This is a genomic window from Membranihabitans marinus (assembly GCF_021729155.1).
In the GTDB taxonomy this organism is placed as follows: Bacteria; Bacteroidota; Bacteroidia; order Chitinophagales; family Saprospiraceae; genus Membranihabitans; species Membranihabitans marinus.
Genome location: NZ_JAJQYA010000022.1, coordinates 1 through 12,726, shown reverse-complemented (window position 1 = coordinate 12,726; position 12,726 = coordinate 1). Strand labels below are relative to the sequence as shown.

Here is a 12,726-nt window from a genome sequence, read left to right as displayed (position 1 = left end):
GTAGACTCACATTCAATTCCAACGATTTCGGATTAAGCAACATGGAATAGCCAAAAATAAAGATCTCCATCATAGACAAACTATCAATATAATGTACTATTCAGACAAGCTAGTGACTGCATATAAAAAATAGGAAGAGTTTTCAAAATTCAAGAAAACTAAATACTCTCATGAATGGAAGTAAACAAATAATTAAAATATATGATTTATCAATTCTCCTCCCATTATAATTACTATATTTATACCAATTGCGTTTTATGATGTCGGCCACCTCTCTACATAAGCAAATCGAATAATAACCGGCAATAATATATTCATTTGGAATAATATAGAAATCTAAGAATAATACAAAATCAAATGTGAGTTTATAGCGTTCAATTTATTAGGACAATTAAAATGTATCATTATGGAAGTAACTAGCAAACACAATGAACGAATGGCCAGCTTGACCTTTGCATCGGTATACCCTCACTATGTTACCAAAATTGAGAAAAAAGGAAGAAGCCAAGAAGAATTGCATCGTGTCATTGAATGGTTGACAGGTTTTGATGTGGTCAAGCAGCAAGAACTCATTGCAAAAAATGCAACTTTTGAAACGTTTTTCCAACAAGCCCAACTCAATCCCAATGCAACCCTCATAAAAGGTGTCATCTGTGGTTATCGAATTGAGGAAATTGAAAATCCTTTAACTCGAAAAGTAAGATACCTCGACAAGTTGGTGGACGAACTCGCAAAAGGTCGAAAAATGGAAAAGATATTAAGAGTTTAATCTTTTTCGAGCATATTCTGCCGCACCCAAAAACCCAGCTTGATTGCCAAACTCAGCCGCAGATAGAATACAATCTTTCACAGCAGTGGGCATACTATATTGTAACATCGCTTTCTCTATCAACTGAAGATAGATAGGACCCGCTTCTGAAATACCACCACCGACAATTATTCTTTGTGGATTAAAGATATTAACCAAACTGGCCAAGCCCATTCCAATGAGTCGACTCTGTTCCAACAATACCTCACTAGCCAATGCCTCACCTTTTATATACCGTTGAAATATGGTATATCCATCCATAGATTCTTCCGAATGACCATCTTTTTCTTGATATCTGGCAACCAATGCTGAAGTACTTGCAAAATCTTCCCAATAACCCACTTTGCCTTCATACTCCATGACCAAACCACCCAATTCACCACCGGCAAATCGATGACCGCGATACAACTCGCCATTCATAAAGATAGCCCCACCAATACCAGTGCCAATGGTGACAAACAAGACCTGACGCTCTCGGATATTCTGACCAAATGAAAACTCTCCCAAGCCCATTAGATTGGCATCATTGTCTATGAATACGGGTAAACCTACCGCTTCGGTAATGGCATCTGCCAACATCAGACCATTCCAACCATTGAGATTATTGGCCTCCCCGAGGACTTGCCCACTATGGATATCGATTACCCCTGGAGAACCCATACCTACACCCAATATCTCACAACCTGTATCTCTAACACCTGCCCTAGCCTCTTCGATGGCAGTTACGATATTCTGAAGAATATGAGGGGTGGCCATCTGGGCTTCCGTCGCTTTTTTCCCTTGCCAAAGAACAGCTCCAGATTCATCCACGGCTGCATACTTGATGGATGTTCCACCTAAATCTACTCCTATACATGCATTTTTAACTGCCAACTATCGTGTTTTTAATAATTCAAAAAATAGTCTTGCCTTAGCCAGAGGATATTCCACTCAAGTAAAATACAATCCTCTGTCACTATAATGTGGTGTTTCTGCTCACAAAATAGAAAAACTATTTAATCTCTTCACAAATCCATGACAGCTACCTTATTGAACTCGGTCTATAAAAAAGGAATCCAGTCTATAACCGACAAATTGAATACCTGTCACTTTATAGAGACCAAAAAAGTTGGTTGCCTCATTAAATTTAATATCCATCCATGCTATCATTAGATATTACAAAAAAAACTAAATGCCACTTTATATTTCATCTCCCTTTTCTTAGTCAAACTCTACTTAAATTTAAATGCTAAAAATACTCATCTAATTGACCTTGGAGAACCATACTCTTTCATTTTCAATGGCAAAAAGTCCTATAAACAAGAAAAAATTAAAAGGCAAGAACAAGATGATTCGTCATCGATGATATGGACCAAAAACCATCCATAGCCAAAGTGCGATAAAAAGGGGTAAAAAAATCTAGTTTGTTATCTACAATAGATTTTTTATAATAAAGAAAAACTAATATTGCCAGTCAATATGGTACTTTTTAAACTATGTGTTCGAACACATGTTAAAATAAACCCAATATATCTTTAGAAAATACAATGTAGCTCTAGCCTCACTTACGAGAATAGAGAAAAAAACAGTAAATTGGAGTTGAATTCTATCGAAATAAATAAACTTAAAACCAGACCAGAGGGCTGAAAATATTAGAAAATTATGAAAGCCGTTGAACTCCATTTACCCCAAGATCACAATACTTCTTTTATTGTTTTTCAAGAAACTGGTCAATACTTTCCCGTTCCTTGGCATTACCATCCTCATTTTGAATTTGTCCTAGTTACCCAAAGCACTGGGCGCAGAATGGTGGGCGACCACATCGGATATTTCGAGCCCGATGATTTGGTGTTTTTAGGATCTCTTCTTCCTCATGTATGGATCAATGATGAAGAATACCTCAAAGGAGAGGCAGAGGAGGAAGCCAACGCCATAGTCATTCACTTCACTTCAGACTTCCTCGGCGATGAAATATTGAAAATTCCAGAAATGGAAAGTTTCAACAAAATCCTACAACTTTCAGAGCGGGGCATGGTCCTCAGAGGAAAGACCAAGGAGGTGGCCAATGAAATTATAAAAGCGATGCCGAAAATGAGTGGTTTGCAACGGATTTCTTCTCTTTTTAAAATATTCGATTTGCTCACTCAACAACCCGAATATGAACTCTTAGCCAGCCCAACATTTGTAAAAAACTCAAACCATGCAACTTCGGATCGGTTTAAAAAAATCACAGGATACATTATGCAAAATTTTGATCAACCGATAAAATTGGCCGACATTGCAGAATTGACCAATATGAGTGTAACTACCTTCTGCAACTATTTTAAAACCCAATTTAGAATGACTTTTGTAGAGTATGTCAATTCCGTACGCATTGGTCATGCCTGTATGTTGATGTCGGAAACCGATCAAAATATTTCAGAAATTGCCTACAAATGTGGATTCAACAATTTGGCCAACTTCAATCGACAATTTAAGAAAACCAAGAATCAATCACCGAGCCAATACCGCAAAAACAGTCATTTTTAAACTTATTGGCCTATCTATCATTTAAATAACGTTAAATTTTAGGTATAATTAGACAACAACCGTACTTTTAAGAAGTTATACAATAAATCAAAACAGGGTATTCTATGAATTTTCGACGACTATTAATTTTATCTATCAGTTTCTTGAGCGTTCAAATAGCCACTGGTCAAATCGAATTCAACCACGACAAATGGGCGGATCTTCTTGCGCTAGCCGAAAAAGACAATAAAATCATTTTCGTTGATGCCTATGCAGAATGGTGCGGGCCGTGCAAAATGATGGATCGACAAGTATTTTCCACGTCTGAAGTGGGCGATGTTTTCAATAAGAATTTTATTAATGCCAAAATTGATATGGAAAAGGGCGAAGGCCCTAAGTTGAGAGGGGAATTTGGTGTAACTGCTTACCCTACATTACTATTTGTCAATAGCTCAGGAAAAGTATTGCACAAGGTCGTGGGATACCAAACCCCGGACAAATTAATACAGAATGCAGAATTGGCTTTGCGAAAAGTCAACCAATACAAAGAATACAAGGAAAAATACGATGCCGGAGAGCGAGATCCCGGTTTCGTACTCAGCTACATAGAAGAAATGATAAAAGCTGAAAAACCCACGGAAAAATTCACCAATGAATACTTGAGAGAACAAAAATCCATAGACGAATCCCTCAAAACCAAAATCGCTTATTCTGGATTGGAATCTTTAGATTCTTATCTATATGGAATAATCAAGGATAAAAAAGACTTTTTAGACCAAGCATACGGATATGAAGCCGTGGTCGAAAAAATATATAATGCGGCCTCTGCCTCTATTGAAACAGCTGCCATGTATGAAGAGGTTAAAATCTTTAACCAAACTATAGACAACGTTTTAGAATTTGGTTTAAATCCTGCCTTTTGCAGAAAACTAGAATTGCAATATTACGGGACTTTAAAGGATGAAACCAGTTATCTCAAGACTCTAAACGAACACATTAAAAAAGACGGTCCCAATGTTTCTATTTTGTCGTTTGAGACTTTTAGAGCCTTTGTCGAATCACCCAATATGAGGGATTATTCTAAGCAAATTTTTATCAACGATTATACAGAAAACACAACTCTTCAAAACTATGTAATCGGCTTAAATTTGGCCATCGGTTCAAAAGATGAAGATTTTTTGGAGAAGGTTTATCAAATGATTCAAGCAAAAAATGGTCAAAACGATCAAGACAAAATGCGTATCACTCAATTTTACCAGAAGGCCAAACAAATGATATAACCTTTTATTGTGCAAACATCACTACACGGCCATAAAACCTCATTAAGTAACACAAACCCTGTTCTATGGACTTAATTATCGGACTCATCGTAGGTGGTATTGCAGGCTGGCTAGCCAGCTTACTTTGGAAAGGAAAAGGATCTGGATTGATCGTGAATATAATTCTCGGCATGTTGGGTGCCTTTGTAGGTGGGTGGATCTTCGAAAAACTCGGTGTGACCATAGATAGTCGCTGGGGACCGCTAATCACAGCTACTGTTGGAGCCTTTGTTTTGTTGTGGCTGAAATCCCTGTTATTTCATATGCGCAAATAAGGATTAAATTGAAAGAGAACCTGTCCATTGATCAAAAATGGCGCCTTATACTAGGACCTGGAGCTGATCCCGAAGGCAGTGAATCCCTAGACGAAGATGGTGAAAAAATAGATCGCGCCCTATCCTTGGTATACGACGATACCAAAAACGATGCATTGCGTAGATCTAGGGTTAAACTCAATGAATGGTTAAGAGACATTCGAGAATATTTTCCCCCAGAAAAAACTTTTTTTCTTCAAAAAGAAGCCATAGAACGCTTGCGTATTAATCAATTGTTGTTTGAACAAGAAACTTTTGAACAACTCATACCAGACATTGAACTCATCAAGACCATTCTCAACCTAAAATCGCAAATACCGGAAGATCGCCTCGACGATGTCAAACTAATGATTAGACGGTATGCTGAAGAAGTTGAAAAAACCATCCAATGGGAAATTCAAAATGCATTATTTCAACATTTTTCAAAAGGAGAGTTGAGTTTTCACCCTCCAAAAAGATATGTAGACTGGAACAAAACCATTAAAAGAAATTTAAAGAACTATCAGGAGTCACTAAATACCATCTTGATTAAAAAATACTATGGTCACGCTATGAAGTCCAGTGGGTTTCCGGAGATTTTCATTGTGGTAGACTCCAGTGCCAGTATGAGCGACAGCGTCATTTATTCAGCCATTATCGCATCTATTCTGGCTCAAATTCACACCATCAAGACCACACTTATCCTTTTTGACACCGACATTGCAGATTTGTCCGACCAACTCGACGATGTAGTCGACCTCCTTTTCCACATTGAACTGGGTGGAGGCACTAATATTAACAAAGCCTTGAAATATGTAAAATCTAAAATTCAAACACCGGCGGACAGTTATGTATTTTTAATAACTGACTTGTTTGACAATTACAGCGATCGTGCGGTGTACGATACGGTAAGCGAATTAAGAGCCGATCATGTAACCATCCACTGCATCTTGTCGATGGACGAAAAAGGCAGTACGAGTTACAACAAAGCACTGGCCCAACATTTACTCAAACTCGACATCCCCTGTTATACCAGTCATCCCAACCAGTTTAGCGAAGTCCTTGCCGCGGCTTTACAAAAAACTACTTTTTCTAACTAAACGATTTGGGCGTTAATTATCCGAAAAAGGAATATCATTTATCGGAGGAAATGCAAACTGAGCGTTGGCTTGGTCTAGCAATAAAATACAAAAGAATGAACTCGGATCTTTGTACACATCCTTAAACTCTTCTATTTTGGAATCTACGATTACATTTTTAGCGACTAGCTCTTCCAATGAGGATGCATGAACATTCCAATCTCGATCAAAGTCTTTTGAACTGTATAAACCAATTCCTATTTCGGGCTCAGTTTTCGAAAAAACAAAAACCGGAAAATCCGATACCTCACTGTTTAAAATAATGTTTTGGGCTTCTAGCAACATGTCTTTAAAGCGAGGAAAATGATCCTGAAAATTTTTAACTAATTCTTTCATAAACAAAACTATAGTACTTACAACATTATATCCATTCAGACCACAAAACTAGGTCTTTTTAATTAAAAGTGCCACATTTTCCACGTGACTGGTATGGGGGAACATATCCACCGGCTGCATTTTGACACAGTCATAATCGTCTTTCCACAAGGCCATATCGCGGGCTTGTGTTGCGGGATTACAACTCACATACACTATTTTATTGGGCGACAATTGACCTATAAAATGAACGACATCAGCGTGTAGTCCAGCTCTTGGTGGATCTACAATGATGGTATCCGGTGCTCCATTTTTAGCCACAAATTCGGTATTGAGAACCTTTCTTACATCACCGCAGTAAAAGTAACAATTGTCGGCATGGTTTAGTTCTATATTCCGATGAGCTAATTCTACGGCCTCTTCCACTTCCTCAACTCCGATCATTTTACCCACCCTGTCGGCGGCATACAATGCGATACTCCCCAATCCAGAATAAAGGTCATAGACAACTTCATCCTCCTTAAATTCAGCAAATTCAACGACGATATCATAGAGTCGAGTAGCCTGCTTAGTATTGGTCTGAAAAAAGGATTTAGGACCGACATAGTATTTTTTATCTCGCAGTGTCTCTACAATGGTCGAACTACCAGAATATACATGAACGGGAAGATCGTATATAGTATCATTGGCTTTATTGTTGATGACATACATCAAACTCGTTATGATGGGAAACTCCGCTTTAAGTCCACTCAACAGGGTTTCAATAACAGTTTCATCATTTTGTGAAACTATCAATACCACCATAAGGTCACCACTCTCAGTAGTGCGGACAATCATATTTCTCAAAAAACCGATCTTTTTTACCGCATCATAATACGTGAGATCCAACTCCAAAGCCCGGTCGTGAATATAATTTCTTATTTCATTGGAAGGAGAAGGCTGAAGATGGCAATGAGATAAATGCAATACTCTATCAAATTTTCCGGGTCGGTGAAAACCCAATCCCCGCCATTCTATACTTTCCTTATCGATATCTTTTTCGGCATCGGTAATCCAACGCTTGTTGGAAAATGAATACTCCAATTTATTTCTATAATAGTAAATCTCCTCACAACCAAGAATAGGTCTTTTTTCACCGATAGTCAAATCTCCCAGTCGCTGCATTGCATCGTAGACACCTTTTTCTTTAAGGGCTATTTGCTTGGCATAACTCAAATGCTGCCATTTACATCCACCACATTCTTCAAAATGCTGACATTCTGGGACAACGCGGTCAGGGCTCTCACTAATAATTTCATGAACATAGCCGTTCCACAATCCCTTTTTCTTTCGCAAAAGATTGGCCATTACTCGATCACCAGGTACAGCGTCTTGTACAAGTACCACTTCTCCGGCATCGGTTTTACCTATTGCCGCACCTTTGTTCCCTATATCCACGATGTTGACCTCTATCATTCGCGGCTCTCTTCTTCTTGCCATATTTACTTTATTAAAAATTCTGTACGTCTATTTTTTGCTCTACCTTCTGGACTGTTGTTATCGGCTATGGGCTGCTCCTCTCCCTTTCCGATAGCCATTAACCTGTTGTGCTCTATGCCTTTGCCTACTAAATAATTCACTACGGCATTGGCCCTATCTTGAGACAATACCTTATTATCATCAGGTTGTCCGATATTGTCAGTATGACCTAGGATTTGAATCTCCATATCGGGATTTTCCTCTAAAAACTGGGCCAATTTATCCAATTCAAATACCGAAGCCTCTTTTAATTCAGCTTTTCCCGTTGCAAAGAAAATGTTTTCTAGAACAATAGGACGATTTAATTTTTCTAACTTATCTAAATACAGGGTATCTCTTCGGTTATTATCGAGGTGATCTACTTGAGCCGATGTCATCACATAACCCGGTCTTCTTACATTGACACCATAAGGTCGATCACTAGATACGAGGTAGCGAAACTGTCCACTCTGATCGGTAAAAGTCTTATTCAGCACCTTGTTATTTTCAATATCATATACTTCAATCTCGGTATTGGACAACACAGAGTGATCCGCTCTATCCATAACCACGAGATCGATCAACAAAATGGTGGAGGGACGAATGGAAGCATCCATAGAAAAACGATATAAATTAAAATCCCCTTCAATATTTGAGGAAAAATAGCCTTCATCTCCCTTGGCATTTACAAATATACCCTGTTCGTCTTTGAAGCTATTGATCGGATAGCCAAGATTTTGTGGCCTCGTCCATTGATTGCCCTGTAATCGCTGACTGCGAAACACATCTTTACCTCCAAAACCGGGATGATAATCAGAAGTAAAATATAAACTGTGTTCGTCGAGATGTAGAAAAGGATTTTCCTCATTGCCCACGGAGTTGACAGTCGGGCCCAAATTTATCGGATTGATCCATTGACCTTGGCTATTCAACACCGTCAACCACAAATCTCTTCCCCCTTGACCTCCTGGTCGATCACTACTGAATATCAATACAGAGCCATCGTTGGAAATACATGGTTGAGAATCCCAAAACCTCGAATTGATTCCTGTCATGGGGAAAGGTTCTTGCCAATGTCCATCGGATTTTAAGGACATAAAGATATCACAACCGCCCTTGCCCTCACTGTGATTGCAGGCCGTAAATACTAGGGTTTGTCCATCCCCAGATATACTGACTCCACCTTCATTGTCGGCGGTATTGATTATCACCATAGATACCGGCAATGCCCAATCCCCATCTTTATGTTTAGACCAAAATATATCTTCTTGATTATTGCGGCGGGTAATCATCATTTCTTCACCATCATGGGTAAATGAAATACTTAACTCATCGTCTTCGGTATTGATTGTATTAGACAAGGATTGAGGATCAAATATTCGAGGTGAGTTGTATAGGGAATCGGCCAATGATGCCGATCGAAGGAAGTAATCCAATTGGCGACTCACTGTGGGTTGAAGATTGAGATTGGCTTCGTGAATAGTCGTCAGTACCTCATATGCTTCCAAAAATTTATTTTGATACCATAAGACCTGGCCCAAACTGAAATTCACAAAAATATTTTTTTGAAGGCTATCTAATGCCAATACCCTGCGGAAAGATTTTTCTGCCGCAGCGTAATCCTCCAATTGCAATTCTGTATTGCCCTTGATATTGTAGTAATACAGCGAGGTATCGTCTAAATCATTCAAACAAGCATAAGCTTTCTGAAAATCACCAGAACGATACCATTCTACACAGGACTCAATATTTTTGTGTTTGGACTTAGCCGATGCCCTTTTATTTTGAGCACAGCCTTCCAAAGACAAACAGCAAAACAATATAATATATAGTGCGTATTTCATTCAATCCATAAACGCAAACCTTGATTATCTATTTTCCAAAATGCCAATAGCGCGTTTATTTCCCATTTTTGCCGCTCTTTTCAAATCGGCGAGGTGGCCATTTTTGCCCAATTCTTTCTTACAGATGGACATTTCCAAATAGATATCGGCATCTTCGACATATTTCTGATTTTCGTCCTCTATTTTCAAGGCATCCTTAAGCGTTACCAGAGCTTTGTCTGTTTCGCCGAGTTCCTTCATCACAATGGCATGTTTGAGCATAGACACTTTTTTGTGTCGACTATTTCTACTGGTCTTCTTAAAGTCTTTCTTTATAAAAAACCGAAGTTCAAATTCCGCTCCTTTAAAATCTTTTAAATGGATCAAACAATCGGCTTTAAGTCTACGGGCATGCCAATGGATGTCCTGCAAGGCCAATGACTTGGCTATGGTCATCTTGAGATCTTCCAAGGCTTCCACATAGTCTTTCCGTCTCATTTTAATTCTTCCTCTACCCAAATAAGCAGCGGCATTGCCCTCATCCCATTTAATGGCCTTGGAGAAATCTCTTTCGGCATCGTGATATTTCTCGAGGATATAATTCATAAATCCTCTTCGTTCGTAGGCCTGTGAATGTTTGTCATACAACTCGATAGCCTTTGTCAACAAGTCAATGGCTTCGTCTTCTTTGCCCTCTACCTTGGACATTTCTTTGCCCATTAGATAATTTTTGACCACAGCCTTATCACTTTCCGGTTCTATCCAAGCAAAATGCATCAACTTGCCTTCATCAATCATCCACACGCCCAAACTCCCGGATATTCCAAACTGCGCCGTGTAAGACAATAGGCTCACCGTGGTTTTCCAGGCTTTTTCCGTGGTATTGAGTACGGTTCGCGGCAATTCAATGGTCAACCGATCCTCGTGAAACAATAGCTCTTCATCGAAAATCACCTCTGTCGACTTGTGGTAATTTTCCACACGGTGTCGAAACATTTTAAGGGCTTTCGAATAACTTCTAGGGTTGTCAAATTCTATCTTTCCTTGAAAGATACTTTTATAGAACATATTGGTTGTTTTAAAAAATTATTTGTAGCAAAATACTAACTCAAAATCTATACCATTCTCTAAGATCTGAACAAGTATTGGATGAATAGTGTAAATAAGATGTTACAAAAATATTGACAATTTTAAAATATCCCAAGAGAATCGACATAATCGTAAAGAATACTTTTAATTTTGACCGATTAATTCTAAAAAAATAACACTGAAGGAGGAAAATCAACAGAAGGTTAGAGGATTTTCTCCACTTTATTAATTATTAAGAGCAATGAAATATTTAGCAGTTGGCCTAGGTAATCCTGGAATTAAATACAGCAATACCAGACATAATATAGGTTTTAAAGTTTTAGATCATTTAGCCCAAGATTTAGCCGTCCCTTTTGAATCGGTAACACACGGTCACATGGCCACGGGCAAGCACAAGGGTCGAACCATATATATGCTTAAACCCAACACTTATATGAATCTCAGTGGAAAAGCCGTGAATTATTGGATGCAAAAACTTAAAATCAAGTCATTGGACCGAGTATTGGTCGTAGTCGATGACATTCACATCGATTTCGAAGTTATCCGTATTCGCAAAAAAGGAAGCCACGGGGGCCACAATGGATTGAGAAATATTCAAGAAGTACTCCAAACCCAAGAATATCCGCGATTGCGTATGGGTATCGGTCAAAATTTTTATTCCGGCCAGCAAATTGATTTCGTTTTAGGGGAATGGTCAGCAGATGAAGAAGCAGGTCTCCCTTTATTTATTCAAAATGCCAGTGAGGCCATCAAAAGCTATTTTACCATTGGTCCTGCACGGACGATGAACGAGTTCAACACTAAATAGCATAAGGAATATAAGTCCTCCTAGTCATTAATTAATGGATAGAATTGCTTTCTATCCACAATATGGAATGGATGCTATTCCTTCGTCAAGTCCATTTTGTGGTCCAGCAATTCTACACTGAAGTTGATTTTGGCATTTAATGCTCTAAAGACTTTTAGAATAGTTTCAAATCGAGCGTCAGTTAGATTATTCTCTATTTTCGAAATTTGTGCTTTTTTTACACCAATTAATTCTACATTTAAACTTCATACTTTCTATTTATTTTAAATAACCAACGAGACTAAATCTTTTGCATTGCGATGAACTTATGTGACGATATTGCAATTTATATCAATAAAAGATCTTAAGTGAACAGCCGTGTATTAAAAGTCCCTTCATCACAGAAAAAAAAAGACTGGTTCCAATTTATAAATAGAAGCTTACAAAAGACTGTTGGTTTTGATGAATTACTAGTCGATTTTAATGTTGTCCATTTTATGGATACAGATGAATTCGTAATGTTAGCGTGTTTAATTGAAAGTTATTACATCAATAACAGTAAAATTTTATTTGTTGGCGGCACACCAAATTTCAATGATCACCTTTTTAATATTAAATTTAAAGAATATTGGAAGCCAGGTTTCAACAGAGATAAATTTACCTTTTCAAAGAATCACACAACACTTTGTCTTTGGAAAATTTCAATTGATATGATTTACTCCTACTCTAAATATGCTAGACTTTATTTCGAGAAGTTTACTGCGAATAAGGATTTGATACCACTTGCTTCTAATATGGATGAAGTATTCAACAATATCTTTGACCATTCACAATCTCCAGTTACTGGATATATCTTAACCCAATATTACCCAAAGACCAAAAAGCTATCTTTTTCTGTATGTGATTATGGAATCGGAATTCCAACATCTGTAAAAAATACAGACCAAAAGGATTTAGCACAAATGGAAGATTGGGAAGCTATATTAAAATCATTAGAAAAAGGTTTTTCTGTCAAATCAAATCCCAGAAATAGGGGATTTGGGTTAAATAATATTTTAGAATTTACTGAAAATTCAAAAGGGAGACTCTTAAGGGATAGTTCATTTAACTGTGTCTTTGTTTAAAAATAATATTATTCTACTTCCCTCTTTTGGGAAGTAAGATTAGGT

The 12,726-nt window shown here is 37.8% G+C and carries 12 protein-coding genes and 1 pseudogene; 7 read left to right on the top strand and 6 right to left on the bottom strand.

Features of this window, described 5'->3' with window-relative positions; all coding sequences use genetic code 11:
• Window positions 1-406: 406 nt before the first annotated feature.
• Window positions 407-769 (top strand): DUF2200 domain-containing protein, encoded by a 363-nt coding sequence (locus LVD51_RS13375; protein ID WP_236971888.1) that lies wholly within the window; start codon window positions 407-409, stop codon window positions 767-769.
• Here the strand turns inward: LVD51_RS13375 and LVD51_RS13370 are convergent.
• Entirely contained in the window at window positions 758-1,681 is a 924-nt protein-coding gene (locus LVD51_RS13370) for an ROK family protein (RefSeq protein ID WP_236971887.1), read from the bottom strand. The genes LVD51_RS13375 and LVD51_RS13370 overlap by 12 nt on opposite strands.
• A 768-nt stretch (window positions 1,682-2,449) precedes the next feature.
• Between LVD51_RS13370 and LVD51_RS13365 the strand changes: the two genes are divergently transcribed.
• The 4 genes from LVD51_RS13365 (at window position 2,450) to LVD51_RS13350 (ending at window position 6,007) form a co-directional block, all read left to right on the top strand.
• Entirely contained in the window at window positions 2,450-3,316 is an 867-nt protein-coding gene (locus tag LVD51_RS13365) for an AraC family transcriptional regulator (RefSeq protein ID WP_236971886.1), read from the top strand.
• 104 nt (window positions 3,317-3,420) lie between these two features.
• On the top strand, window positions 3,421-4,575 hold the full coding sequence (locus LVD51_RS13360) for a thioredoxin family protein (protein ID WP_236971885.1): 1,155 nt from the start codon (window positions 3,421-3,423) through the stop codon (window positions 4,573-4,575).
• Window positions 4,576-4,640: 65 nt separating this feature from the next.
• Entirely contained in the window at window positions 4,641-4,889 is a 249-nt protein-coding gene (locus tag LVD51_RS13355; protein ID WP_236971884.1) for a GlsB/YeaQ/YmgE family stress response membrane protein, read from the top strand.
• An 8-nt stretch (window positions 4,890-4,897) separates the two neighbouring features.
• A complete protein-coding gene (locus LVD51_RS13350; RefSeq protein WP_236971883.1) occupies window positions 4,898-6,007 on the top strand; it encodes a VWA domain-containing protein in 1,110 nt (369 codons plus the stop codon).
• A 12-nt stretch (window positions 6,008-6,019) separates the two neighbouring features.
• Here LVD51_RS13350 and LVD51_RS13345 read toward each other — a convergent pair whose 3' ends face one another.
• Genes LVD51_RS13345 through LVD51_RS13330 form a run of 4 tightly spaced genes read right to left on the bottom strand, consistent with a single transcriptional unit; the run spans window position 6,020 to window position 10,749 of the window.
• Window positions 6,020-6,382, bottom strand: coding sequence for a hypothetical protein (locus LVD51_RS13345; protein WP_236971882.1), 363 nt, complete (start codon window positions 6,380-6,382; stop codon window positions 6,020-6,022).
• A 48-nt stretch (window positions 6,383-6,430) separates the two neighbouring features.
• Window positions 6,431-7,840, bottom strand: coding sequence for a 23S rRNA (uracil(1939)-C(5))-methyltransferase RlmD (gene rlmD / locus LVD51_RS13340; RefSeq protein WP_236971881.1), 1,410 nt, complete (start codon window positions 7,838-7,840; stop codon window positions 6,431-6,433).
• A gap of 2 nt (window positions 7,841-7,842) precedes the next feature.
• Window positions 7,843-9,702 carry an OmpA family protein gene (locus tag LVD51_RS13335; RefSeq protein ID WP_236971880.1) on the bottom strand — a complete coding sequence of 620 codons (1,860 nt, stop codon included), beginning with the start codon at window positions 9,700-9,702 and terminating at the stop codon, window positions 7,843-7,845.
• Window positions 9,703-9,726: 24 nt separating this feature from the next.
• Window positions 9,727-10,749, bottom strand: coding sequence for a tetratricopeptide repeat protein (locus tag LVD51_RS13330; RefSeq protein ID WP_236971879.1), 1,023 nt, complete (start codon window positions 10,747-10,749; stop codon window positions 9,727-9,729).
• A 262-nt stretch (window positions 10,750-11,011) separates the two neighbouring features.
• Between LVD51_RS13330 and pth the strand changes: the two genes are divergently transcribed.
• A complete protein-coding gene (gene pth / locus LVD51_RS13325; protein WP_236971878.1) occupies window positions 11,012-11,578 on the top strand; it encodes an aminoacyl-tRNA hydrolase in 567 nt (188 codons plus the stop codon).
• Between the two features lie 74 nt (window positions 11,579-11,652).
• On the opposite strand, the pseudogene LVD51_RS20215 reads toward pth, so the two are convergent.
• A pseudogene (locus LVD51_RS20215) lies at window positions 11,653-11,811 on the bottom strand (helix-turn-helix domain-containing protein); the annotation flags it as partial.
• Window positions 11,812-11,925: 114 nt separating this feature from the next.
• On the opposite strand from LVD51_RS20215, the gene LVD51_RS13315 reads away from it, so the two are divergent.
• Entirely contained in the window at window positions 11,926-12,681 is a 756-nt protein-coding gene (locus LVD51_RS13315; RefSeq protein ID WP_236971877.1) for an ATP-binding protein, read from the top strand.
• The last annotated feature ends 45 nt before the right edge of the window (window positions 12,682-12,726 follow it).

Bases quoted from the DNA above. Each gene is read 5' to 3' on its own strand.
- LVD51_RS13375 (WP_236971888.1), top strand. From the start codon at position 407: ATGGAAGTAACTAGCAAACACAATGAACGAATGGCCAGCTTGACCTTT.
- LVD51_RS13365 (WP_236971886.1), top strand. From the start codon at position 2,450: ATGAAAGCCGTTGAACTCCATTTACCCCAAGATCACAATACTTCTTTT.
- LVD51_RS13360 (WP_236971885.1), top strand. From the start codon at position 3,421: ATGAATTTTCGACGACTATTAATTTTATCTATCAGTTTCTTGAGCGTT.
- LVD51_RS13355 (WP_236971884.1), top strand. From the start codon at position 4,641: ATGGACTTAATTATCGGACTCATCGTAGGTGGTATTGCAGGCTGGCTA.
- LVD51_RS13345 (WP_236971882.1), bottom strand. From the start codon at position 6,382: ATGAAAGAATTAGTTAAAAATTTTCAGGATCATTTTCCTCGCTTTAAA.
- rlmD (WP_236971881.1), bottom strand. From the start codon at position 7,840: ATGGCAAGAAGAAGAGAGCCGCGAATGATAGAGGTCAACATCGTGGAT.
- LVD51_RS13335 (WP_236971880.1), bottom strand. From the start codon at position 9,702: ATGAAATACGCACTATATATTATATTGTTTTGCTGTTTGTCTTTGGAA.
- LVD51_RS13330 (WP_236971879.1), bottom strand. From the start codon at position 10,749: ATGTTCTATAAAAGTATCTTTCAAGGAAAGATAGAATTTGACAACCCT.
- pth (WP_236971878.1), top strand. From the start codon at position 11,012: ATGAAATATTTAGCAGTTGGCCTAGGTAATCCTGGAATTAAATACAGC.